The organism is Pseudotamlana agarivorans (assembly GCF_001642835.1).
Lineage (GTDB): Bacteria > Bacteroidota > Bacteroidia > Flavobacteriales > Flavobacteriaceae > Pseudotamlana > Pseudotamlana agarivorans.
In genome coordinates this window covers 467,442-489,424 of sequence record NZ_LXEI01000002.1, presented here as the reverse complement: position 1 = coordinate 489,424, position 21,983 = coordinate 467,442, and the positions used below count along the sequence as shown (strand labels likewise).

General features: G+C 34.0%; 23 protein-coding genes and 1 other RNA gene. 9 read left to right on the top strand and 15 right to left on the bottom strand.

Annotated features, from left to right (window positions below):
* Positions 1-13: 13 nt before the first annotated feature.
* Together A6I66_RS05390 and A6I66_RS05385 are read right to left on the bottom strand one after the other, a co-directional pair.
* Complete coding sequence (locus A6I66_RS05390) at positions 14-1,333, bottom strand: MFS transporter (protein ID WP_067146380.1); 1,320 nt, start codon at positions 1,331-1,333, stop codon at positions 14-16.
* A gap of 82 nt (positions 1,334-1,415) precedes the next feature.
* Complete coding sequence (locus A6I66_RS05385; protein ID WP_067146379.1) at positions 1,416-2,234, bottom strand: M48 family metallopeptidase; 819 nt, start codon at positions 2,232-2,234, stop codon at positions 1,416-1,418.
* A gap of 158 nt (positions 2,235-2,392) precedes the next feature.
* On the opposite strand from A6I66_RS05385, the gene msrB reads away from it, so the two are divergent.
* A complete protein-coding gene (gene msrB / locus A6I66_RS05380; RefSeq protein ID WP_067146377.1) occupies positions 2,393-2,872 on the top strand; it encodes a peptide-methionine (R)-S-oxide reductase MsrB in 480 nt (159 codons plus the stop codon).
* Between the two features lie 19 nt (positions 2,873-2,891).
* Here the strand turns inward: msrB and A6I66_RS05375 are convergent, their stop codons facing one another.
* Entirely contained in the window at positions 2,892-4,181 is a 1,290-nt protein-coding gene (locus tag A6I66_RS05375; RefSeq protein ID WP_067146375.1) for an NAD(P)/FAD-dependent oxidoreductase, read from the bottom strand.
* Between the two features lie 106 nt (positions 4,182-4,287).
* Here A6I66_RS05375 and lpdA point away from each other — a divergent pair, with 106 nt between their 5' ends.
* On the top strand, positions 4,288-5,679 hold the full coding sequence (lpdA, locus tag A6I66_RS05370) for a dihydrolipoyl dehydrogenase (RefSeq protein ID WP_067146373.1): 1,392 nt from the start codon (positions 4,288-4,290) through the stop codon (positions 5,677-5,679).
* Between the two features lie 158 nt (positions 5,680-5,837).
* Here the strand turns inward: lpdA and A6I66_RS05365 are convergent, their stop codons facing one another.
* The 3 genes from A6I66_RS05365 to aroQ form a co-directional block, all read right to left on the bottom strand.
* Positions 5,838-6,290, bottom strand: a complete 453-nt coding sequence (locus A6I66_RS05365) for a hypothetical protein (RefSeq protein ID WP_067146371.1) — start codon at positions 6,288-6,290, stop codon at positions 5,838-5,840.
* Positions 6,287-6,823, bottom strand: coding sequence for a hypothetical protein (locus tag A6I66_RS05360; protein ID WP_067146369.1), 537 nt, complete (start codon positions 6,821-6,823; stop codon positions 6,287-6,289). Before A6I66_RS05360 ends, A6I66_RS05365 begins: the two co-directional genes overlap by 4 nt.
* A 143-nt stretch (positions 6,824-6,966) precedes the next feature.
* A complete protein-coding gene (gene aroQ, locus A6I66_RS05355; protein ID WP_067146367.1) occupies positions 6,967-7,380 on the bottom strand; it encodes a type II 3-dehydroquinate dehydratase in 414 nt (137 codons plus the stop codon).
* Between the two features lie 428 nt (positions 7,381-7,808).
* On the opposite strand from aroQ, the gene A6I66_RS05350 reads away from it, so the two are divergent.
* A complete protein-coding gene (locus A6I66_RS05350; RefSeq protein ID WP_067146366.1) occupies positions 7,809-8,522 on the top strand; it encodes a DUF481 domain-containing protein in 714 nt (237 codons plus the stop codon).
* A gap of 90 nt (positions 8,523-8,612) precedes the next feature.
* Here the strand turns inward: A6I66_RS05350 and A6I66_RS05345 are convergent, their stop codons facing one another.
* Positions 8,613-9,104: a hypothetical protein gene (locus A6I66_RS05345; RefSeq protein ID WP_067146363.1), complete on the bottom strand. Its 492-nt coding sequence runs from the start codon at positions 9,102-9,104 to the stop codon at positions 8,613-8,615.
* Between the two features lie 201 nt (positions 9,105-9,305).
* Here A6I66_RS05345 and xerD point away from each other — a divergent pair, with 201 nt between their 5' ends.
* A complete protein-coding gene (gene xerD, locus A6I66_RS05340; RefSeq protein ID WP_067146361.1) occupies positions 9,306-10,202 on the top strand; it encodes a site-specific tyrosine recombinase XerD in 897 nt (298 codons plus the stop codon).
* Positions 10,203-10,372: 170 nt separating this feature from the next.
* Here the strand turns inward: xerD and rny are convergent, their stop codons facing one another.
* The 4 genes from rny to A6I66_RS05320 all read right to left on the bottom strand — a co-directional run bounded on the left by rny (position 10,373) and on the right by A6I66_RS05320 (position 12,770).
* Positions 10,373-11,947, bottom strand: coding sequence for a ribonuclease Y (rny, locus tag A6I66_RS05335; protein ID WP_067146359.1), 1,575 nt, complete (start codon positions 11,945-11,947; stop codon positions 10,373-10,375).
* 58 nt (positions 11,948-12,005) lie between these two features.
* A non-coding RNA gene (ssrS, locus tag A6I66_RS05330) (6S RNA) lies at positions 12,006-12,114 on the bottom strand.
* Positions 12,115-12,176: 62 nt separating this feature from the next.
* Entirely contained in the window at positions 12,177-12,464 is a 288-nt protein-coding gene (locus A6I66_RS05325) for a cell division protein ZapA (RefSeq protein WP_067146357.1), read from the bottom strand.
* A gap of 15 nt (positions 12,465-12,479) precedes the next feature.
* Positions 12,480-12,770, bottom strand: a complete 291-nt coding sequence (locus tag A6I66_RS05320) for a hypothetical protein (protein WP_067146355.1) — start codon at positions 12,768-12,770, stop codon at positions 12,480-12,482.
* A gap of 178 nt (positions 12,771-12,948) precedes the next feature.
* Here A6I66_RS05320 and A6I66_RS05315 point away from each other — a divergent pair, with 178 nt between their 5' ends.
* Together A6I66_RS05315 and A6I66_RS05310 are read left to right on the top strand one after the other, a co-directional pair.
* A complete protein-coding gene (locus tag A6I66_RS05315) occupies positions 12,949-14,634 on the top strand; it encodes a M23 family metallopeptidase (RefSeq protein ID WP_067146352.1) in 1,686 nt (561 codons plus the stop codon).
* A 14-nt stretch (positions 14,635-14,648) separates the two neighbouring features.
* Complete coding sequence (locus tag A6I66_RS05310; RefSeq protein ID WP_067146350.1) at positions 14,649-17,108, top strand: TonB-dependent receptor; 2,460 nt, start codon at positions 14,649-14,651, stop codon at positions 17,106-17,108.
* Here A6I66_RS05310 and A6I66_RS05305 read toward each other — a convergent pair.
* Positions 17,105-18,250, bottom strand: a complete 1,146-nt coding sequence (locus tag A6I66_RS05305) for a cysteine desulfurase family protein (protein WP_067146349.1) — start codon at positions 18,248-18,250, stop codon at positions 17,105-17,107. The genes A6I66_RS05310 and A6I66_RS05305 overlap by 4 nt on opposite strands.
* 109 nt (positions 18,251-18,359) lie before the next feature.
* Between A6I66_RS05305 and A6I66_RS05300 the strand changes: the two genes are divergently transcribed.
* Entirely contained in the window at positions 18,360-19,277 is a 918-nt protein-coding gene (locus tag A6I66_RS05300) for a hypothetical protein (protein WP_067146347.1), read from the top strand.
* Here the strand turns inward: A6I66_RS05300 and A6I66_RS05295 are convergent.
* Complete coding sequence (locus A6I66_RS05295) at positions 19,274-19,834, bottom strand: Smr/MutS family protein (protein WP_067146345.1); 561 nt, start codon at positions 19,832-19,834, stop codon at positions 19,274-19,276. The genes A6I66_RS05300 and A6I66_RS05295 overlap by 4 nt on opposite strands.
* The gene (locus A6I66_RS05290) at positions 19,831-20,028 is read right to left on the bottom strand and encodes a hypothetical protein (RefSeq protein WP_067146343.1); all 198 of its coding nucleotides are present in this window, start codon (positions 20,026-20,028) and stop codon (positions 19,831-19,833) included. Before A6I66_RS05290 ends, A6I66_RS05295 begins: the two co-directional genes overlap by 4 nt.
* A 168-nt stretch (positions 20,029-20,196) precedes the next feature.
* On the opposite strand from A6I66_RS05290, the gene A6I66_RS05285 reads away from it, so the two are divergent.
* Positions 20,197-20,478, top strand: coding sequence for a DUF2752 domain-containing protein (locus A6I66_RS05285; RefSeq protein WP_067146341.1), 282 nt, complete (start codon positions 20,197-20,199; stop codon positions 20,476-20,478).
* 10 nt (positions 20,479-20,488) lie between these two features.
* Positions 20,489-20,821 carry a CCC motif membrane protein gene (locus tag A6I66_RS05280; RefSeq protein WP_067146339.1) on the top strand — a complete coding sequence of 111 codons (333 nt, stop codon included), beginning with the start codon at positions 20,489-20,491 and terminating at the stop codon, positions 20,819-20,821.
* 168 nt (positions 20,822-20,989) lie between these two features.
* Here A6I66_RS05280 and A6I66_RS05275 read toward each other — a convergent pair whose 3' ends face one another.
* The gene (locus A6I66_RS05275; protein WP_067146337.1) at positions 20,990-21,970 is read right to left on the bottom strand and encodes a PorP/SprF family type IX secretion system membrane protein; all 981 of its coding nucleotides are present in this window, start codon (positions 21,968-21,970) and stop codon (positions 20,990-20,992) included.
* Positions 21,971-21,983 lie beyond the last annotated feature (13 nt).

The window sequence follows — 21,983 nt, the reverse complement described above, 5'->3', positions numbered from 1 at the left end:
GATTTTGTCAGGGCTATTTAGACATTAACTCAGTAGTCTTGACAGTTTCTTTTGGGACACGTAACAACAAAATAATACCTCCTAAAAAAAACACAAACAAAAATAAAATGGAATTACGCATACTCCCTGTTATTTGATCGATGGTTCCATAAATAACCATACCGATTACAATTCCAATTTTTTCAGCAACATCGAAAAAACTAAAATACGAAGTCGTGTCCTCGGTTTTTGGCAAAAACTTAGAATAAGTCGATCGTGCTAAAGACTGTATCCCACCCATGACTAAGCCTACAAATGCAGCTGCAATATAAAATTCCAAGGGCGAATGCATAAAGTAAGCGTAAAAACAAATGGCAACCCAAATAACATTAACATAGATTAGTGTTTTAATATTACCAAACTTTGCAGAGGCCATTGAAGTTAAAAAAGCTCCTAAAATAGCAACCAACTGAATCACTAAAATACTAACAATTAGTCCTGTTGTTTTTTCGACTTCGCTACCCCAACTAATTTCTTCCTCACCAAAATATACGGCCACAAGCATAATGGTTTGCACGGCCATACTAAACACAAAAAATGCATATAAATAACGTTTCAACCTCAAGTTGTTTTGTAAATCACGCCATACTTCTCGCAGTTCTCTAAATCCGTTAAAAACGATGGCACGCGTTATTTTCGCTCCTTTATTAGTCCCTTTAGGTAAATAATAAAAAGAATACTGACTAAACAAAACCCACCATATACCTACTGAAACAAAGGCATAACGCATCATTAACATTTTAGCCTCGCCTGTATCCTGGCTCATAACCATAGCTAAATTTATAACTAACAAAATAACACTTCCTATATATCCTAAAGAAAATCCTTTCGCACTAATATGATCCTGCTGCTCCTTAAAGGCAATGTCTGGCAAATATGAATTATAAAACACCAAACTCCCCCAATACCCAAGCAAGCCCATAAAATAAAATAGCAAACTCAAATGGATATGCTCTAAGCTAAACCAATACAACCCGATACAGCCTGCACTTCCTAGGTAACAGAAAAATTTCATGAAGTTTTTCTTATTTCCTACGTAATCGGCAATTCCTGATAATAAAGGTGATAACACGGAAACCACTAAAAAAGTAAAAGCAGTAACAAAAGTTATAAGGGCTGTATTTTTCAATTCAAAACCAAAAGCCACTACAGTTTTTACTTCGGAAAGAAATAATGACGAATAAAAAATCGGAAAAAGCGATGATGCAATGGTTAAGGTATATACAGAATTCGCCCAGTCGTAAAACGCCCAAGCGTTTAGAAGTTTTTTACTTCCTTTTTTAATATTTTCCATAAAAAAAGCTGCTCATTTTTTAGCAGCTTCTAAAGTAAACAAATATTTTAATTTGAGTTTATTTTTCCAATATCAACTAAATCTATTCTCTAAATTTAGTTACTCCAAACTTTTTAGCTTCCGCAATAGCACTAGGAGCAAGAGCTCGTAAGTTCGCTATACGCGAATCGTTCGAAGGGTGCGTACTCAATATTTCAGGTGGAGCCCCTCCTGCACTATTATCTTTCATACGCTGCCAAAGTGCTGCTGCTTCTGTTGGATCGTAACCTGCTACAGCCATAATATACAATCCAATCTTATCAGCTTCCGTTTCATGACTTCTACTAAAAGGCAACATAACACCTACCTGTGAACCTACACCATAATATTGATTAAACAAATTTCTATCACTTTCATTTTGTAACACCACATTTCCTGCAACAGCTCCAAACTGTTGTAACATACCGGCACTCATACGTTGCTGACCATGATTGGCTAAAGCATGTGCAACCTCATGCCCCATAATTACAGCCACACCAGTTTCATTTTTTGCCACAGGCAAAATACCTGTGTAAAAAACGATTTTTCCACCAGGCATGCACCAAGCATTTTCTGTTTTATCATCTACTAAATGATACTCCCATTTATAATCATTTAAATACCCATGGTAACCATTGGCATTCAACCAACGTTCTGAAGCTGCCGCTATACGTTCGCCAACACGTGTAATCATTTGGGCGTCTTTAGTACCTGTTACAACTTTATGTTCTGACAAAAACTGATTATATTGTGCGAATGACGTTGGAAACAAATCGGAATTAGGTACCAAAGCCATGGTTTTTTTCCCTGTAAACGGATTTGTTGCACATGAATAAATAAGGATTATTACTAGTAATGAAACTATAGTTTTAAACTTTAGCATTGTTAAAATTTATTTAGATAGAGTTATTTTCGGTTAGCTAAAATATATCATATTAATCAAAAAATTTAACGCTATTGATTTAAATTGTTTAAAAATCAATTTTGTTAAGAACCATAAATATATACGACAGATTATAATAATATATTAAATGTGATCTTATGTACAAAATTCTTCTTGCACTTTGCTTTCTATTATTTAATTGTAACTCTTCGGCTCAAAAGCCAAAAAATAGTTCTTCTGAAACATATGAAATCACCAAAACGGATGCACAATGGAAAGCACAATTAACAGACATGGAGTATCATGTATTACGTCAGGCAGGAACAGAGCCCAGATATAGCAGTCCACTAAATAAAAACAAACAAGCAGGAACCTATGTGTGTAAAGCCTGTAATACACCATTGTTTAAAAGTGAACATAAATACGATTCTGGATCAGGATGGCCAAGTTTCGATAGAGAGATTGAAGGCAACGTCGCTTTTTCAACAGATAACGATTTAGGTTATACACGTATTGAGGAGCATTGTGCTACTTGTGGCGGACACCTGGGTCATGTTTTTAACGATGGTCCTAGAAACACCACAGGTAAAAGACATTGTATCAATGGTGTCGCTTTAACTTTTATTCCGAAGCACTAAATTGTTACTTAGGTGGATTCTATATTTTTTCCTTCAGTTTTTTTCGATAAGGTCTAATAATTAAACGTGCTTCTCGGTCAAAACGCACATAATTATAAACCCAATTTATAAAAACGACCATTCGATTTCTAAACCCAATAAGGAAGAACAGGTGTACAAACATCCAAACATACCAAGCAAAAACACCTTGAAATTTAAACTTTTTTAAATCCACAACGGCTTTATTCCGACCTATGGTGGCCATAGCGCCTTTGTCTGAATATTTAAAAGGCTTCATCGGTTTTTTCTCTAGTAAACGAAGTAGATTATCCCCCAATTGTTCACCTTGCTGAATAGCCGGTTGTGCCATCATGGGGAAGCCACTAGGAAATCCATCGGTAACCATACAAGCAATATCGCCAACAGCAAAAATATTTTCAAAACCTTTTATTTGATTAAACTCATTTACCAAAATACGGTTTCCCCTCGTTACAAAAGATGCACTATCCAGTCCTTTAATTAATGCCCCTTTTACACCAGCTGCCCAAACTAAAGTTTCTGTTCTAAAAGTTAAATCGGTATTTGTGGTAGCCACCCTACCATCATAGCTTGTAACTCGTAAATTTTTCCAGACATTTACGCCTAATTTCTCAAGAAACTCTTCGGCCTTTTCCGAGGCTTCTTCACTCATCCCTTTAAGTAAACAATCGCTGGATTGCACTAAATTAATTTGTGCCATTCGGGTATCTAAATCGGGATAATCTTTAGGAAGAATACCTTTTTTAATTTCAGCCAAAGCACCTGCCAATTCAACACCTGTTGGTCCTCCGCCTACAATAACAAAATTCATTAAAGCGTTGCGTTCATTTAAATCAGAAGTCAATAAAGCATCTTCAAAATTTTCCAGAATCAAACTCCTCAAATCTAAAGATTGCGGTATGGTTTTCATGGCCATACTGTGTTTTTCAATTTCTGAATTCCCAAAATAATTGGTCTCCGAACCCGAAGCAACGATTAAATAATCAAATTTAAGATGTCCAATGTTCGTTTTTAATTCGTTATTCTCTGTATCTATAAACTCAACATCGGCTAATCGGAAATAAAAATTAGGAAAGTTTTTTAATATTTTACGAATAGGATAAGCTATAGAATCTGGCTCTAATCCACCAGTAGAAACCTGATATAGAAGCGGTTGAAAATTATGATAATTATTTCTGTCTAGCAGTACGACTTGTACTTCTTGCTTCGATAATTTTTTAGCTAAGGCGACCCCAGCAAAACCTCCGCCAATAATAACCATGCGGGGATAACTTGTTCTTGGTATATTCATAAATTAAAACTTGCTTAACAAAGGTAAGATAAAGATGTAAAAATTAGACTGACATTATTCCATATTCGGTTTCGATTTCGTAAATTCGTAGCCTAAAAAATAACAAATGAGTAAATACGACATCATCATTATTGGAAGTGGTCCTGGCGGATATGTAACAGGAATTAGAGCCTCGCAACTTGGATTTAAAGTAGCGATTGTTGAAAAAGAAAACCTTGGAGGAATCTGTTTAAACTGGGGATGTATTCCTACAAAAGCTTTATTAAAAAGTGCTCAAGTTTATGACTATTTAAAACACGTTGATGAATACGGATTGAAAGCTGAAGCTATCGATAAAGATTTTGAAGCGGTTATTAAACGTAGCCGTGGCGTAGCTGAAGGGATGAGTAAAGGTGTTCAGTTTTTAATGAAGAAAAACAAAATCGATATTCTTAAAGGTTTTGGTAAAATTAAAACAGGAAAAAAAGTAGATGTTACTGCTGAAGATGGTACAGTAACAGAATACAGCGCTAATAACATTATTATTGCTACTGGAGCAAGATCTCGCGAATTACCTAATTTACCTCAAGATGGTGAAAAAGTAATTGGTTACCGTCAAGCCATGTCTTTACCAAAACAACCTAAGAAAATGATTGTTGTTGGTTCTGGAGCTATTGGTGTTGAGTTTGCACACTTTTACAACTCTATGGGAACAGAAGTTACTATTGTGGAGTTTATGCCAACTGTAGTACCTGTTGAAGATAAAGACATCTCTAAAGCTTTTGAAAGCTCATTAAAGAAATCTGGGATTAAAGTGATGACAAATTCTTCTGTAGAATCTGTTGATACTTCTGGAGAAGGTGTTGTAGCTACTGTAAAAACTAAAAAAGGAGAAGAAACTCTTGAAGCCGATATTTTATTATCTGCTGTAGGTATCAAATCTAACATTGAAAACATTGGTTTAGAAGATGTTGGTATTGTTGTAGATAGAGATAAAATATTAGTTAACGATTTCTACCAAACTAACATTCCTGGTTATTACGCTATTGGTGATGTGGTTCCAGGACAAGCTTTAGCACACGTTGCTTCTGCTGAAGGAATTACTTGTGTTGAAAAATTAGCTGGTTTACATACTGAGCCTATCGACTACGGAAATATTCCAGGTTGTACTTACGCATCTCCTGAAATTGCATCAGTAGGTTTAACTGAAGCTAAAGCGATTGAAGAAGGTTACGACATTAAAGTTGGAAAATTCCCATTCTCTGCTTCTGGAAAAGCTAGTGCTTCTGGGAACAAAGAAGGTTTTGTTAAAGTGATTTTCGATGCTAAATACGGCGAATGGTTAGGATGCCACATGATTGGTGCTGGTGTTACCGATATGATTGCTGAAGCTGTTTTAGGTAGAAAATTAGAAACTACTGGTCATGAAGTATTAAAAACAGTTCACCCTCACCCAACTATGAGTGAAGCGGTAATGGAAGCTGTTGCTGATGCTTATGATGAAGTTATACATTTATAAGAAGAGCCCCTCCTAGCCTCCCCAAAAGGGAGGAACTTTTACTCGGACGGGTTATTACATACTAAAAAAGCGATTCTAAATTTAGAATCGCTTTTTTTTATTCGTTTGTTTTCTAAAATTTAACAACCCTCCGTTATGAGAAGTTAAAGAAACTTCATTTAAAACCTTAATTTCGAGCCCAATGTAAAAGATTGTTTTGAACCAAAAGTATAATCCTTTTCCATAGGTATTTCACCAGTAAAACGCTGATTAAATTTAGCCTCAAATAATAAGTTTTCGGAGGCATCGTATTGAACACCAAGTACACCTGATGCCGTTGGTATCCCAGCCCCACTAATATCATTATAGAGATTAATTTTTGACCCTATTAATAAACTTAGTTTTTCAGTAACTTTATATTTAAGTAGTAATGGAAATTCGTAAACACTATAATCTGTTTCTACCCTAGATTCTCGTTCTCCTATAATAGCCCAATCATCGTTTAATTTGTATTGATTAAAAAATGAAGAGGTCTCAACCTTAGAATCTTTGGTTTGCTTTTCATTTATATTAGTTTGCGCTACTAAGTTCATGGTAGACAATATAAATATTGTAATGATTTGAGTTTTCATAACCTAAATTCTAATCCTACTGTAATCATATCCATAGTTTTATCAACTGTATAGAATTGGCTTCCTTCACTAATTAACACATTAAAATTGGCTAACCTATAACCTAAAACAATATCGGCATAATCAAAAATTTGATATTGAATTTTTGGCGCAAAATAAAGTCCGTCATTAACCGCTATATCTGTATTTACTGCAAATGCATAACCTAAATCGAGCCCTATATCTAATCTTTTTACCAGATTAAAGCGTGTGGTTAACGCTACAGGAATCATAGAAGCCTGATCTTCTTTAGCTACCTGTAATCCTCCTCCTAACTGATACGTTGGCATTTTAAACCAAGTAGCAAAACCCGAAGTTAATCCGACTTCAAAGGCATCTGTAATTGGTAAGACATAACTAACATCTAATGCAGCAGCATGTCTAGTCGTGTCAAAAACAGGTAAAGTTGAACTAATGGCAATTTTAAAATCTTGAGCTTGTAGTTGTCCCAAACTCACCATTGTAAATGCATATAAGAATAATTTTTGTTTCATAATAGAAATGTTTTATTGATTAATAAAAACAAATCTAATACGTCAACATCTTAAAATTCTCACAAGACAATCACAATAAAAGTAAAAACGAAAGTTAATTATATGTGAAAAATCTTAATAAAACTTTAATGTTTTTCTTATAATTAAAAACTTTGTATCGCTAGCTCATAACTTTGCATACCAAAGCCAAGAATTACCCCTTTAGCATTAGGAGAAATGTATGATTGATGTCTAAATTCCTCTCTACTAAAAGTGTTAGAAATATGAACTTCTACCACTGGTGTTTCAATACCCTTTATAGCATCACCAATACCTATAGAAGTGTGGGTGTACGCTCCTGCATTCAACACAACACCATCAAAACTGAAACCAACGTCATGTAATTTATTAATCAGTTCACCTTCAACGTTCGACTGGTAATAGCTTAATTCTACATTAGGATATTTGCTCTTAAGTGTTTCAAAATAGTCTTGAAAAGTTAAGCTTCCATATATCTCAGGCTCTCTTTTTCCCAAAAGGTTGAGATTCGGTCCATTGATAATAATTATTTTCTTCATTAATTTACTTTATATAGAAGGTAAAAATACAAAAGTTATACTTGACATTCATTTACCATTTAAAAATGAAAAAAATATAATGCTTTTCTGTAATTAAAAAAAATTCAAAGTTTAAAGCGTATATAATTAAGATTCTTGATAAACACTTAAATAACATCTTTTTAAATTTTACAACAATGGACCTCCTATCTAAATCTTAGATAAATATTAAGCTTCAGGAATTATTTAATTTTGCTCTAGGACTATTTAACTGTATATTTAACGCATAATCTTTGCAGATCTTCTAAACACGATTTTGAATTCATAAGGTTAGTAAACACATAATAGTGAAAAGTTTTATAGAGAAAGTGCAATACAACTTCGTGAAACCCTCATTTTTTATTCTTATTCTATCGATTAGCCAAGTTATTTATGGTCAAATATTTAATATGGAAAATTTTATTATAGAAAAGGATACGGTTGGATTTTCTGGCGGCATTGAATTGAATGGTAGCTTAATAAAAAACACTAAAAATATTTTCACATTGCACAGTTACTCCTATGTTGAATATAAAAAAGAGAAAAATACCTTAGCCTTAATAACCTCTATAAATAGAAAAATAACAGACAGCGAGGATGATGTAAACAACACAACCATACAGCTTCGATATGACTATCGTTATAAGGAAAATTTATTTTGGGAATCCTTTGTTCAATCTTTTGTAGATAAGGTTGCTAATATCGACCATAGAATGGTTCTTGGTAGTGGCACGCGATTTCAGCATACCAAAAACAAAAAGTTCATGTATTCCTTCGGCACTTACCTCATGTTTGTATACGAACATGAAGATGACAATATAGAAGATGATGAAGTTGATAACCTTCCTACGATCTATCGCTATGAAGTTCGATTTAATGGTTATGCCTCTTTTGTTTATGACATCAATGAAAATATTTCAGTAAAATTGGCTGGCTATTATCAACCTCGAGTAGATTTTATTAAGGACCACCGTATTGATGGCATGGGAAGATTATCTATTAAAGTATTGGAGAATTTAGACTTCAACCTCACTTACGTTATTAATTTAGACCCCTATCCTGCGAAAAATATCCCTACAACACAGTATCAATTAGTAAATGGACTATCCTATACTTTTAAGTAAGTCACTGATTTACTGCTATCAATTTTACATAAAAAAAGGTTTAAAAGGTATTATAACTTTTTAAACCTCCTTTAAGTTTATAATTTAACTTTAGAATTGAAATAGCACACCACAGTTTAAATTTCCATAATTAACATAATCAGAAATATTTTCATACGAAACAAAAACTTCAATGATATCAGCGACATCAACAGACACTACTGGCTTCACATAAAATCCACCATCTAAAAAATCTGATAGACCAAAGGCATATCCTAAATCAACGCCACCAGAAAACAGTCCAAATAATTTAACACGTGCAGCACCAGCTACTGGTAAAAATAAAGAATCTTCACTTTCTAGGTTTAAAACACCGTCATATTCCTTTCCAAAAAAGTTTCTAAAACCCACGTTTCCTCCTATTGAAATAAACTGATCTATATTAGTAAAATAATAATATACATCAGCGCCAACTACAACAGAGCTAAAATCGGAAGCATCTGATAAAGGCACACCTACTGAGCCTCCCACTTTAAACGTTTGAGCATTCATACTTATTAATGCGAATAGACCAAAAATTGAGGTAAATAATAATTTTTTCATAATTAATTAATATTTAAATAGTTTATACTTCAACAATTTAAAACAATTCTGTGCTAATTAAAAACATACAAGTTTAACTTTTCAACATATTGATTAACAAATTATTAAGATCACTTTGATTTTAATTGAATTAACTAAAACACAATTTCATTAATAACAAGAAGATTTACATACCACAACTTTTAACTATTTTTACAAACTATGACGTGGCAACAAGCACTTAAAGATTATCAGTTATATCTCACCATCGAGCGCGGGTTATCGAAAAACTCTATAGACAACTATGTCCTAGATGTAAAGAAACTCATTACTTATTTAGAGATTAACAAACTTTCTGTTACTCCTTTGGCAATTAGTTCCGATACGATACAACAATTTATATACGAATCTGCAAAACACATTAATGCCCGTTCCCAATCACGATTAATTTCAGGCTTACGCAGCTTTTTCAGTTATTTAATTTTTGAAGATTATATCAAAATCAACCCGCTAGAGCTCATTGAAAGTCCGAAAATAGGTAGAAAACTTCCTGATACTTTATCCGAAGAAGAAATAGACGCTATTATAAAAGCCATTGATTTAAGTAAACCTGAAGGGGAACGCAATAGAGCTATGCTTGAGACTTTATACGGTTGTGGTTTAAGGGTAAGTGAACTTATCAACCTAAAGCTTTCCGATTTGTTTTTTGAAGAAGGTTTCATCAAGGTGACAGGTAAAGGCGACAAACAACGTTTCGTACCTATTGTTGATATCACTCAAAAGTATATTAACATTTATAGAAAGGAAATTAGAACCCATTTAAACATACAGGCAGGCTTTGAAGACACCCTCTTTTTAAACCGCCGTGGAAAGCAATTAACCCGTGCCATGGTATTTACCATCATTAAGCAATTGGTTGAAAAAATTGGACTAAAAAAAACGGTTTCACCACATACTTTTAGGCATTCTTTTGCTACTCACCTATTACAAAACAACGCCGATTTAAGATCCATTCAACTCATGTTAGGCCATGAAAGCATCACAACAACCGAAATTTACGTGCATTTGGATAGAAGTCATTTAACCGAAGTTGTTGAAAAATATCATCCGAGGAAATAGTTAATGGTTAATGGTTAATGGTTAATGGTTAATGGTTAATGGTTAATGGTTAATGGTTAATGGTTAATGGTTAATGGTTAATGGTTAATGGTTAATGGTTAATGGTTAATATAAAAACAAAAAATCCAGCAAATGCTGGATTTTTTGTTTTTACAATATGAGACCTATTCCTATTTAGCAATATTAACGGCTCTAGTTTCTCTAATTACGGTAACTTTTACTTGTCCCGGGTAAGTCATATCGGTTTGAACTTTTTGCGAAATACTGAACGATAATTCAGCAGCCTTTTGATCGTCTACCTTCTCACTTTCTACAATAACACGAAGTTCTCTACCGGCCTGAATAGCGTATGCTTTTTTAACACCTGAGAATCCGAATGCAATATCCTCTAGATCTTTTAAACGTTGAATATAACTGTCTAAAACTTGACGTCTTGCGCCTGGTCTAGCTCCAGATATAGCATCACAAACTTGAATGATTGGTGCTAATAGCGACTTCATTTCAATTTCATCGTGATGCGCTCCAATAGCGTTGCAAACATCGGCTTTTTCATTAAACTTCTCAGCCCATTGCATACCTAAAATAGCATGCGGTGTTTCCATATCAGCTTCTGCATCTGGCACTTTACCGATATCGTGTAGTAATCCAGCACGTTTCGCTAATTTCGGATTTAAACCAAGTTCTGCAGCCATCACACCACAAAGTTTAGCAACTTCACGCGAGTGTTGTAATAAATTTTGTCCGTAAGAAGAACGATACTTCATTCTACCTACCATTTTAATAAGTTCTGGGTGTAAATTATGAATACCTAAATCGATAACGGTGCGTTTACCAACTTCAATAATCTCTTGTTCGATTTGTTTTTGGGTTTTCTTAACCACCTCTTCAATTCTTGCTGGGTGGATTCTACCATCAGTTACTAACTTGTGTAAAGATAGACGTGCTACCTCTCTTCTAACCGAATCAAAACAAGATAAAATAATAGCTTCTGGAGTATCATCAACAATAATTTCAACTCCTGTTGCAGCCTCTATCGCTCTAATATTACGTCCTTCACGACCAATAATACGCCCTTTAACATCATCAGATTCGATATTAAATACAGAGACGCAGTTATCAACCGCTTCCTCGGTACCAATACGCTGAATCGTATTAATAATCACTTTCTTAGCTTCTTGCTCTGCAGTCAGTTTAGCTTCTTCTAAAGCACTTTGAACAAAAGCCATGGCATCATTTTTAGCTTCTCCTTTTAAAGACTCTACCAATTGTTCTTTGGCCTCTTCTGCAGAAAGACTAGAAATCACTTCTAATTGCTGCACTTGACTTTTATGCAAACGATCGACTTCTTCTTGCTTTTTTTCAACCACATCAAGCCTGTGATTATAGTCTTTTATTTTACTTTCAAGACTTTCATTAAGTTTTTTAGATTTTGAAAGCTCGCTAGACACTTGAGATTCTTTATCTCTGGTACGTTTCTCGGCATCAGCCATTTTCTTATCGCGTGATAAGATCACTTTTTCATGCTCTGATTTGAGCTCTATAAATTTTTCTTTTGCCTGAAGTATTTTATCTTTTTTAAGGTTTTCACCTTCACTTTTTGCTTCCTTAAGTATTAAAGCGGCATTTTTTTTCGCTTCTTTTACTAATTTAGAAGCATTTTTTTTCTCTAGTGTCTTTGCTATTATAAAGCCTATTACAAGCCCTAAAACGACACCTCCTACTACAAATATAATTGAGTTATCCATCGTTGATTGGTTAATTTTCGTATATAAAAAAAGCCTACACCAGCATAAAATTTTGTATAAACTCCTTAAAAACAAGTTTAGGGCTAACAAGCTGATCAAGGGTCTGCTAAAAATGCAGCATGCTTTTACAACTTAAACTCACCCTTTTTAAAGAATTAACGTTGAGTTTATCAAAAAAAATAACCAATGTAGGCAGTAACTTTAGTTTATTTTAAAGAACGTTTAGAGTCTATACATAAGATTCTAACAGGCTGTCTAAAGCTTTAAGCTTCTCTTCAACATGTTCAGACATATTTTCTTTATCTATAGATTTCTGTTCAACTTGAGTTGCAAATTGCAAAGCACACATGGCTAACACATCTTGCTTATCTCGAACAGAATAACTTTGCTCAAATTGTTTTATCATATTTTCAATGTTTTTAGCAGCTTTTCGTAAACCTTCTTCTTGACTTGCATCAATGGTTAAAGGGTATACACGATTTGCTATAGATAGCTTTATTTTAAGCTTTTCAGACATTGAATTTAACTAGCTTTAATCTGATAATTGAGCAATACAATGATCAATATCTCGAATTAAGGCATTTATTTTAAGCTTTGTTTCTCTTTTATTATCGTCACTACCAAGTATTGAATTTGCCATTTTTAAAGCTTCATATTTTTCTTCCCAATCTGAATTTCTTTCTTTTTGGATCAAAATTTCTTGCTTCGAAACCTCTAATTCTTCCAATAATTTCAAATTATCAAGCTTTAAAAGCTCCATCTTGCGTAGTAATTTTTCAATTTTGCCTTCTAACGAATTTACAATATCTTCAATATTACTCATTTACAATTTTCAATACTTACCTCACAAAGTTAACATACCTTAGCTTAAATAACAATTGTTTTTTCATAAAATTTTAAAATGTCATTTTACGATAGCATAGATAAACAGTGACTTGATTTTTGTTTTATTCTTTGCTTTTTAATGCCATGATTGATATTTTAGCCCGAATACTTTTTCTATGCGAATTATACTATTTTCTGTTTTTTTTATTTCATTTTTTTCTAATGGTCAATCGAATTATCCTCAGGATTATTTCACCAACCCTTTAGAAGTCCCCATTGTTCTTTCTGGAACTTTTGCAGAGTTACGTTCCAACCATTTCCATTCTGGTATGGACATCAAGACGCAACATCGCACGGGTTTGAATGTCGTAGCATCTGCCGATGGTTATATCAGTCGTATAAAAGTATCACATTGGGGCTACGGAAAAGCATTGTACATCACACACCCTAACGGGTATACCACAGTTTATGGTCACCTTTCAAAATTTGCTCCTGAAATAGAAGCTCATGTTAAAAAGCTTCAATATGAGCAGGAATCTTATGAAATAGAAGATTTTCCTAAAGCTGGTGTTTTAAATGTAACCAAAGGCAGTCTTGTGGCTTTCAGCGGAAACACAGGGGGGTCTGGTGGTCCGCATTTGCATTTTGAAATTCGTGATAAAGAGGAGCGCCCCATGAACCCGATGCTTTTTGGAATTAATACCGCAGACACCACAAACCCAATAGTCAAGTCCATTTATGCTTTTCCTTTAGACGATAAATCATTTATTAATGGAAAAAACAGCAAGCAAAAACTAACCTTAGCACCTCTAAAAGGAGGCGATTATACTACCGAAATTATTGACGCTATAGGAAACATTGGATTCGGAATTGAAACCATAGACCGGTTGGATTTGGCACCTAATTCAAATGGTGTGTACAACATTCAATCCTTTGTAAATGGCATACAAAACTACGAGCTTGATTTTAAACGCTTTTCATTCAGTGAAACCAAACATATCAATCAACTCATCGATTACGAAACCTATACAACATCCAAAAAGCGCATTCAAAAATTATTCAAAATTAATAACCCACTTAGCATTATTAAACCATTAGTTAACGATGGTATTGTTGAAGTTCAAGATCAAACGAGCTTGGTTTATAAAATTCGAGTTTCCGATTTTGAAAGCAATTCATCATGGGTAACTATTCATATCAATGGTAAAACAGATAGTCTTTCTCAGGCAGAAACTCCTAAAGTGACGCCTTATTTTATAAATGCCAACCAAACTACAAATTTAAAAGAAGGACGGGTTTCGGTCGATTTTCATAAAGACACATTTTATGAAAACTTCTACATGGATTTTGAAGTTAAAAATGATACCGTTAAACTTCATGAAGACGTTAAAGCGACTAAAAAGAATTTTAAAATAACTTTTGATGTTAGCCATTATAATGAAGCTGATAGAAGCAAATTATACATTGCACAACTTATTGGAAACACCCAAAAACCTAGTTATACATCTACAAAACAAGAAGGTAACTTACTGATTGGTAGTACAAAAAAACTAGGTACTTATACCATTACTTCTGATACTATTGCTCCTACTATTAGGCCTGCTAATTTTAGCAATGAGCAATGGATAAGCAACCATAGTGAATTAAAGATTAAAATTTCTGATGATGCTTCAGGCATTTCAAAATACAGAGCAACCATTAATGGTAAATGGATTTTGATGGAATATGAATATAAATACAACACACTAACTTACGATTTTAGTGATCATATTATTAGCGAAACTAAAAACAATTTTAAGCTTATTGTAACCGATAATGTGGGAAATAATTCTACTTTTGAAGCGTTATTTTACAGAAAATAAACCAACACAGACCTTTGAAAGCTAAATCTTTACTAACCTCCATCCTATTTTTCGTCTTAATCTATGTAAGTGCTGCCCAAACAGCTACTATAAAAGGGGTTATCCTAGATGATCAAAATTTACCTGTTGACAAGGTGAATATCAAGTACCTGAACCAAGGAACTGTAAGCAATGAAAACGGGTTTTATTCACTATCGATTCCTGCAAATCAAGATATCAAAGTTGTATTCACTCATGTTTCCTATAAAAATATTGAAAGTGTCTTCAATTTAAAAAATGGTGAAACTTACGAGTTTAATCCTATTTTGAATACTTCCGTAGAGCAAATTGCAACGGTCATCATTAATAGCGGACAAAGAAAAGAAGTTGAAGGCATTACCACCCTAGACCCTGAAGCCATTAGAAAAATTCCTGGAGCCAATGCCGGTGTAGAAAACCTATTGCTAACCCTGCCTGGCGTTAGTAATAATAACGAGTTAAGTACACAATACTCTGTTCGTGGTGGAAATTATGATGAAAATTTAGTGTATGTAAATGATATTGAGGTTTATCGTCCTTTTTTAATCCGTTCGGGTCAACAAGAAGGCTTAAGTTTTGTAAACACCGATATGGTAAAGAATGTTGATTTTTCTGCTGGTGGTTTTCAAGCAAAGTATGGCGACAAATTATCCTCTGTTCTTGACATTACCTATAAAACGCCTTATCAATTTGAAGCGAATGCCGATGTGAGTTTGCTAGGCGCCAGTGTTTCTGTTGAAAATATGAGTAAAGACTCTAAATTTTCTGCTATTGTAGGAGCGAGATACCGCGATAACAGTTTATTGGTAAATGCTAAAGAAACCGAAACTAATTACAGACCAGCTTTTGGTGATATTCAAGGTTTTTTTACCTATAAATTTTCAGATAAATTTCATTTGAGTTTTCTTGGAAACGCTTCCTTAAACAAATACAGTTACGAACCTGAAACACGACAAACCAATTTTGGAACATTAGCTGATCCTATGGCACTATTAGTGTATTATGAAGGTCAAGAAAAAGACCAATACCAAACCCTATTTGGTGCTTTTAAAGGTAGTTATTTTGCGAACGACATTTTAACTTTACATCTTATCGCCTCCATGTATAATACCCAAGAACAAGAGCACTTTGATATTTTGGCACAGTACCGGTTGGGTGTTGTTAACGCCAATATTGGAGACGAAGACTTGGGTGAGGTTGAATATAGCGAAGGCATTGGCGGACAGTTAACCCATGGGAGAAATGACCTAGATGCGCTTATAACCAACATTGAACATAAAGGAAACTTTAAGGTTGAAGACCACCGTATCGATTGGTCTTTAAAATATACTAATGAAGATATTCGCGACCGCTTGGTTGAGTGGGAAGTTATTGATTCTGCAGGGTTTTCAATTCGACCACCTAAAATCCCTGCGAACCAACAGCCTTACGAACCGTACACGGGGCCACTAGAACCCTTTCAAAACGTGAGAGCGTTTAATCACACTCAAATTAACAGAATTCAAGCTTATGCGCAATGGAGTAAGCGTGATAATATAGGATCTAGCGAAGTTTGGTACAATGCGGGTGTTCGTATGCACAATTGGACGGTTAGCGGCGATGGTATCTCCTCATCAAATCAAACCGTATTTAGTCCAAGAGGTCAATTTTCCATAAAACCAGATTGGAAAAAAGACATGCTTTTTAGAGTAGCCACAGGTTTGTATTATCAACCTCCCTTCTACCGAGAGCTTCGAGATATGTATGGTAAGGTTCAGCCGGATGTTAAAGCACAAAAATCAATTCATTTGGTTATAGGAAATGATTACAGCTTTAAAATGTGGAAACGCCCTTTTAAATTAACTTCGGAAGTCTATTACAAAAAACTTACCGATGTCAATCCATATACCCTTGAAAATGTTCGTATTAGGTACCGCGCAAACAACAGTGCAGAAGCTTATGCTTATGGATTAGATTTACGCTTAAACGGCGAGTTTGTCCCTGGAACAGAATCGTGGTTTAGCTTTGGATTTTTAAAAACAGAAGAAAATATAAACAACCGTGGTTACATTCCTAGACCTACCGATCAACGTTTAAAATTTGCAGCCTTATTTCAAGACTATGTACCTAATGTACCAAGCTTGAAAATGTATTTAAATTTGGTATATAACACAGGGCTTCCAGGTGGTTCACCAAGCTACGCCGATCCTTACGAATATCAATTACGCTTACCTGATTACAAACGAGCGGATTTAGGTGTACAATACGTCGTAGTAGATCGTAATAAACAATTTAATAAAGGATGGCGAAAAGCTTTCAAGGAATTGTCATTCGGTATTGAGATCTTTAACATTTTCGATGTACAAAACTCCATAACCAATACCTGGGTAAGAGATGTAAACAGTAAACGACAAATTGCCATCCCTAATTATTTAACACCACGCGTGTTTAATGTTAGAACAACCATGAAATTTTAAGCGTTCACTAAGTCTTTTAACACATCTACGACGTAATCTACCTCTTCTTTAGTATTAAATACACTTAAAGAAAAGCGTAGTGATGGTTTTTGTAAATCTTCATCATTAAGTATCGCTTCTAATACATGTGATTTTTTAGTGCTTCCACTTTGGCAAGCACTACCTCGAGAACAGGCTACACCCTTTAAATCCATTTGAAACAAAATCATAGCTGCCTTATCTTCGGGTAACGGCAAACGCACATTTAATAAAGTATGGCTACTTTTTTCTAAATCATTAGACTGTCCATTAAAGGCGATATTAGGAATCTCGGTGGTTAATTTTTCAATAAAATAGTGCTTTAAGGATTTTAAAAACTCGAATTCCGTTTCAAAATTGTTGTGAGCTAGAATTAATGCGGTTTCCATACCCACAATGCTAGGCACATTTTCTGTTCCAGCTCGAAGGCCGCGTTCCTGCTCTCCACCTACAATTAAGGGTTGTATTCCAGAGTTTTTTCTAAGAAAAGCAAATCCTAAGCCTTTAGGACCATGAAACTTATGAGCAGAAGCCGTTAGAAAATCCACGGCAATAACCTCTAAATCCAATTTATAATGTCCTATACATTGAACGGCATCGGTATGAAATAAAGCTTGTTGCGCTTTACACAGGTCTGAAACACGTTTTAAATCTAAGATATTACCAATTTCATTATTAATATGCATCAAGCTCACTAAGGTTTTATCCTCAGTTTGGAGTAATGCTTCCAAATGATTAAAATCAACATCACCCTTGGCATCCAAATTCACATAACTTACTTTAATCGAATTATCTAATTCCAATTGTTTTACGGTATTTAAAACTGCATGATGTTCTATACGCGACGTGATAATGTGTGTTACTCCTAAATCTTTTATAGCACTTTTTAAAATGAAGTTGTTGGCTTCTGTGCCTCCAGATGTAAAAATAATTTCACCAGCAGATACATTTAAGTATTTCGCTATGGTTTTTCTCGATTTTTCTACTAAAGTTTTTGATAAGCGGCCAAAGCTGTGTGATGAAGATGGGTTACCAAATTGACTTTTCATAACTTCAGCTATCCTTGTAATTACTGCTTCTCGCAGAGGCGTTGTCGCTGCATTATCAAAATAAACCTGTACCATCTTACTTGTGAAATTATGTTTTAAGTTCAAAAGTAATTCAAATAAAATTATTATCAATATGATGCGTTATAATTTACAATTCCATTATTTTTGCCTAAAATAACATGCTATGCGTAAACTGTATTTTGTCTTAACCTTATTGAGTTTAGTATTTAATTTATCTTGTGATGACGGTGATATTATTACAATTGAATTAGATTTTGATGACACTTTTTATAGTTGTGGCATAGATAACTTAGTATTTTATAAAACAAAAGATGATCCCTCAGAATCCCTGTCTTTAAAACTCACAGGAGTTACTTTAGATGATATTCTCGATGTTGATGCCGGTGGCATTTTTGAGGAGGATTATATTATTAGTTCCACAAACCCTTTTAATTATAGAACGTATAGTAACACGACGTTACCAAACGATTTATTTTGTAGCGATGTACCTAATTCTGAAGTAGATATTACAAAAGATATTCAAAGCACCAGTGGCATAGCCGATGTTAAAACCGTTTTAACGGAAGCTGACGATGATGGTATCCCTTCTAATTTGGAAGACATAAATGGCAATGGAGATTTAACCGATGACGACACCGATAATGATGGTATTCCAAATTATCTTGATTCTGACGATGATGGTGATAATGTTTTAACTATAAATGAAAACCCAGATCCTAATGGTGATGGTGATTTAAGTGATGCACAGGACACCGATGGCGATGGTATTCCAGATTACTTAGACGATGATGATGATGGTGACGGTGTAAAAACACGTGACGAAGAAAACGACTCCACAGATAATAACCCTGCTAACGATATCACTAATAGTGCTATAGGACCAGATTATCTTAACCCACAAGTAGCAACAGTAGTTCCTGCTACGGGTTATAGAGGTCATGTTTACACCCAATATTACAAGGTAACTGTCATTCTTAGAAATATTGATATTGATATTTTATCGGCTGATGAACTTGATTTCGGTGAATTAGAAGACAGTGCTTTAACTAAAACCGTTACAGCGAATCCCGTGTTCAACTAATCGGTTGAAACATTCTGATAAATATAAACTTCGGTGGCTCCTAAACCATATTTTTGGTAATTAGCATCGTAAAATTTAACGTTGTTATAGCGTCCGAATAAATACTCCAGTTCTGTTTTAAGCACCCCTTCACCCACGCCGTGAATGAACACTATTTTTTGAATACGTTTTGAAATAGCGAAATCTAGTTTATGCCTAGCGGTATCTAATTGCAAGGTCAACATGTCATGATTAGTCATCCCTCGGCTAGATTTTATCAGTTGATGAATGTGTAAATCAACTTCCATAGTGGGTTCGTACCTGTCTTTCGCACGTCTTTTAACCTGCTGTTTGCGCTTTGGTTGCTCCTTTTCTGAAATAACTGAATGAATACTCGATTTAGAAAATAAACCTGTTAAATCAGCTTCTTTTTGACTTTTAACCAACTCATTGCTTTGGAATTCTAACAAAAATCCATCTTCGGTTTCAATCGTGATGGTTTGTGCTTTAATTTGACTTACGGTTCCAGAAATATCTTCATCCAAAACCAAAACATAGTCACCTATTTTAAAATTCATAAGGCATCATGGTCTTGGTTATCTAAATCTTCATTATCACTTTTACTTGGTACCGTTCTAGCCACTCTATAAATACCAAGCATAAGCACTACAATACCTCCAATTAATACATATTGATTTTGATTAGCATTGGTTTTAGCATACATCGCTACAAAAGCGCCTATAACAATGAGAATATAATTTAGGTATTTCATGATCTTTATGATAATTGAATCATGTACAAATTACGGTAAAATTTAGGACTCATTTTAAATTCTTAAAAATAAAATCCAGTAAGAAGAATTTCTTATGGATAATTATCAAGCTATATTTCGTACGTTTTAGTATTTTCGTTTCATCAAAATCAGATTATTTTACCTTCTATGGAAGAATACATGCTACCATGTTTCAATAAAAAGTATTTAGGTTTTGAATGCTTAGGTTGTGGTATTCAAAGGTCTCTTGCATTTATTTTACAAGGTGATTTTATAGCGGCTTTTAAAATGTACCCAGCTATTTACACACTGATTCTCCTTTTTGGACTTATTGCTATTCATGCTGTAAAAAACATAAAATATGGAAATAAAATTATTACAGTTTTAGCCATCCTTAATGGCTTTATAATTATTACAAGTTTTATAATAAAAACGTTTATAACCAATTAATCAATTACATATGGAACAACAAAAACTCCCCAATTCAACCCTTATTTTAGTATTTGGAATACTATCTATTCCTTTGTGCTGCTGTTATGGTATTGTTAGCATAACACTTGGTATTGTAGCCATCGTATTGGCTAACAAAGCCGCTAAATTATATGCCGAAAACCCAGAACTTTATACAGGATATCAAAATGTAAAAGTTGGAAAGATATTAGCCGTTATTGGTATTGTTTTAGGGGTATTATATATCGTATTTATTGTTATGTTAATCTCCATGTTTGGATGGGAAACATTACAAGACCAAGAATTATTACAAGAAAGAATTCAAGAACTTGTACAACCGTAAGTCTAGAATTAAGCTCAATAAAAAAGTTGGTTACTCAATTCCATATTTAATGAATTTTGAGTAACCAACTTTTATTTATAATCTATTCAAGAAGGTCCTTATTTTTTAAAGCAAGTTTTTTACACTAATAAACTTCTTGTTTTAATCCTCGTCCTTAAACACTAACAATTAATAATGAATTGGGCTTTGTGTACACGGACAGTTACTAATACCTTGTAAGAAGTTTAAGCCTAAGGTTATTAGATGTGTTCCGGAGTTGTATGCACCGATATCATTTGTGGTTACTTGATACGCATATCCGAAATAAAACATACCCTTTTGAAAGCCTGCCATTGGTCCGATACTAAGCGGTTTTAGAAATTGATCATTTAAGAATCGGTAAGATACGCCTCCCCAAATGTAATCTTCTTTTCTGTTATAAGCTCTTACTTTAAAATTCACATCGGTACTAGAACGTTTATCCGAGCTAAACATTTGGTAAAACACAGAAGGTTCATATTCTACTCTACCATATTTTCTTCCTAAAGTAATACCCGAATAGATTTGATAATTAAGTAGTAAATCAGGCTCTAAAGTACGAATGGCTTCATCGATATCTTTAGGTAAAATGTTGTTTGCATTAAAACTTAGAAAATAGCCTTTATTTCTATACAATAATCCCACATCGAAGTTATTATTAGAAGTTCGGCGATCGTCTGTTACGGCACCATCTATAACCTGATTTTCATAACCTCCGTCAAAGTTGTGAATATTTAGCTTAAAACTATTCAAATTATAAGATAAACCAAAGGACAAATATTGCTTTGAATAATAATCCAAAATAATATGGTGTGCAAAAGAAATTTTTAAACCCGACTGGAGGGTATTTCCATTTCTATCATTATACAAAGACAACCCCACTCCTGTTCTATCGGCAATTCTTACATCCCCATAAAACGCTTGGTTATCTGGTGCATTCTCTATACCAACCCACTGTGTTAAGCCATTAAACCTAAGTTTAACATTATCCCCAATACCAGCGTAAGTTGGAGATATCACAAAATTATTATCTGCTAAATACTGCGTGAATACAGGTAAGTTTAACTCTTGGCCATAGCTTTTTACTACGACCATGAGTACTAGATATATAATGAATTTTCTTATTTGCATAATTTTAATTTCA

Bases quoted from the DNA above. Each gene is read 5' to 3' on its own strand.
- A6I66_RS05305 (WP_067146349.1), bottom strand. From the start codon at position 18,250: ATGGTACAGGTTTATTTTGATAATGCAGCGACAACGCCTCTGCGAGAA.
- A6I66_RS05390 (WP_067146380.1), bottom strand. From the start codon at position 1,333: ATGGAAAATATTAAAAAAGGAAGTAAAAAACTTCTAAACGCTTGGGCG.
- A6I66_RS05285 (WP_067146341.1), top strand. From the start codon at position 20,197: ATGGAAGAATACATGCTACCATGTTTCAATAAAAAGTATTTAGGTTTT.
- A6I66_RS05365 (WP_067146371.1), bottom strand. From the start codon at position 6,290: ATGAAAACTCAAATCATTACAATATTTATATTGTCTACCATGAACTTA.
- A6I66_RS05360 (WP_067146369.1), bottom strand. From the start codon at position 6,823: ATGAAACAAAAATTATTCTTATATGCATTTACAATGGTGAGTTTGGGA.
- A6I66_RS05385 (WP_067146379.1), bottom strand. From the start codon at position 2,234: ATGCTAAAGTTTAAAACTATAGTTTCATTACTAGTAATAATCCTTATT.
- msrB (WP_067146377.1), top strand. From the start codon at position 2,393: ATGTACAAAATTCTTCTTGCACTTTGCTTTCTATTATTTAATTGTAAC.
- lpdA (WP_067146373.1), top strand. From the start codon at position 4,288: ATGAGTAAATACGACATCATCATTATTGGAAGTGGTCCTGGCGGATAT.
- A6I66_RS05345 (WP_067146363.1), bottom strand. From the start codon at position 9,104: ATGAAAAAATTATTATTTACCTCAATTTTTGGTCTATTCGCATTAATA.
- xerD (WP_067146361.1), top strand. From the start codon at position 9,306: ATGACGTGGCAACAAGCACTTAAAGATTATCAGTTATATCTCACCATC.
- A6I66_RS05275 (WP_067146337.1), bottom strand. From the start codon at position 21,970: ATGCAAATAAGAAAATTCATTATATATCTAGTACTCATGGTCGTAGTA.
- A6I66_RS05290 (WP_067146343.1), bottom strand. From the start codon at position 20,028: ATGAAATACCTAAATTATATTCTCATTGTTATAGGCGCTTTTGTAGCG.
- A6I66_RS05295 (WP_067146345.1), bottom strand. From the start codon at position 19,834: ATGAATTTTAAAATAGGTGACTATGTTTTGGTTTTGGATGAAGATATT.
- A6I66_RS05375 (WP_067146375.1), bottom strand. From the start codon at position 4,181: ATGAATATACCAAGAACAAGTTATCCCCGCATGGTTATTATTGGCGGA.
- rny (WP_067146359.1), bottom strand. From the start codon at position 11,947: ATGGATAACTCAATTATATTTGTAGTAGGAGGTGTCGTTTTAGGGCTT.
- A6I66_RS05350 (WP_067146366.1), top strand. From the start codon at position 7,809: ATGGAAAATTTTATTATAGAAAAGGATACGGTTGGATTTTCTGGCGGC.
- aroQ (WP_067146367.1), bottom strand. From the start codon at position 7,380: ATGAAGAAAATAATTATTATCAATGGACCGAATCTCAACCTTTTGGGA.
- A6I66_RS05315 (WP_067146352.1), top strand. From the start codon at position 12,949: ATGCGAATTATACTATTTTCTGTTTTTTTTATTTCATTTTTTTCTAAT.
- A6I66_RS05300 (WP_067146347.1), top strand. From the start codon at position 18,360: ATGCGTAAACTGTATTTTGTCTTAACCTTATTGAGTTTAGTATTTAAT.
- A6I66_RS05320 (WP_067146355.1), bottom strand. From the start codon at position 12,770: ATGAGTAATATTGAAGATATTGTAAATTCGTTAGAAGGCAAAATTGAA.
- A6I66_RS05280 (WP_067146339.1), top strand. From the start codon at position 20,489: ATGGAACAACAAAAACTCCCCAATTCAACCCTTATTTTAGTATTTGGA.
- A6I66_RS05325 (WP_067146357.1), bottom strand. From the start codon at position 12,464: ATGTCTGAAAAGCTTAAAATAAAGCTATCTATAGCAAATCGTGTATAC.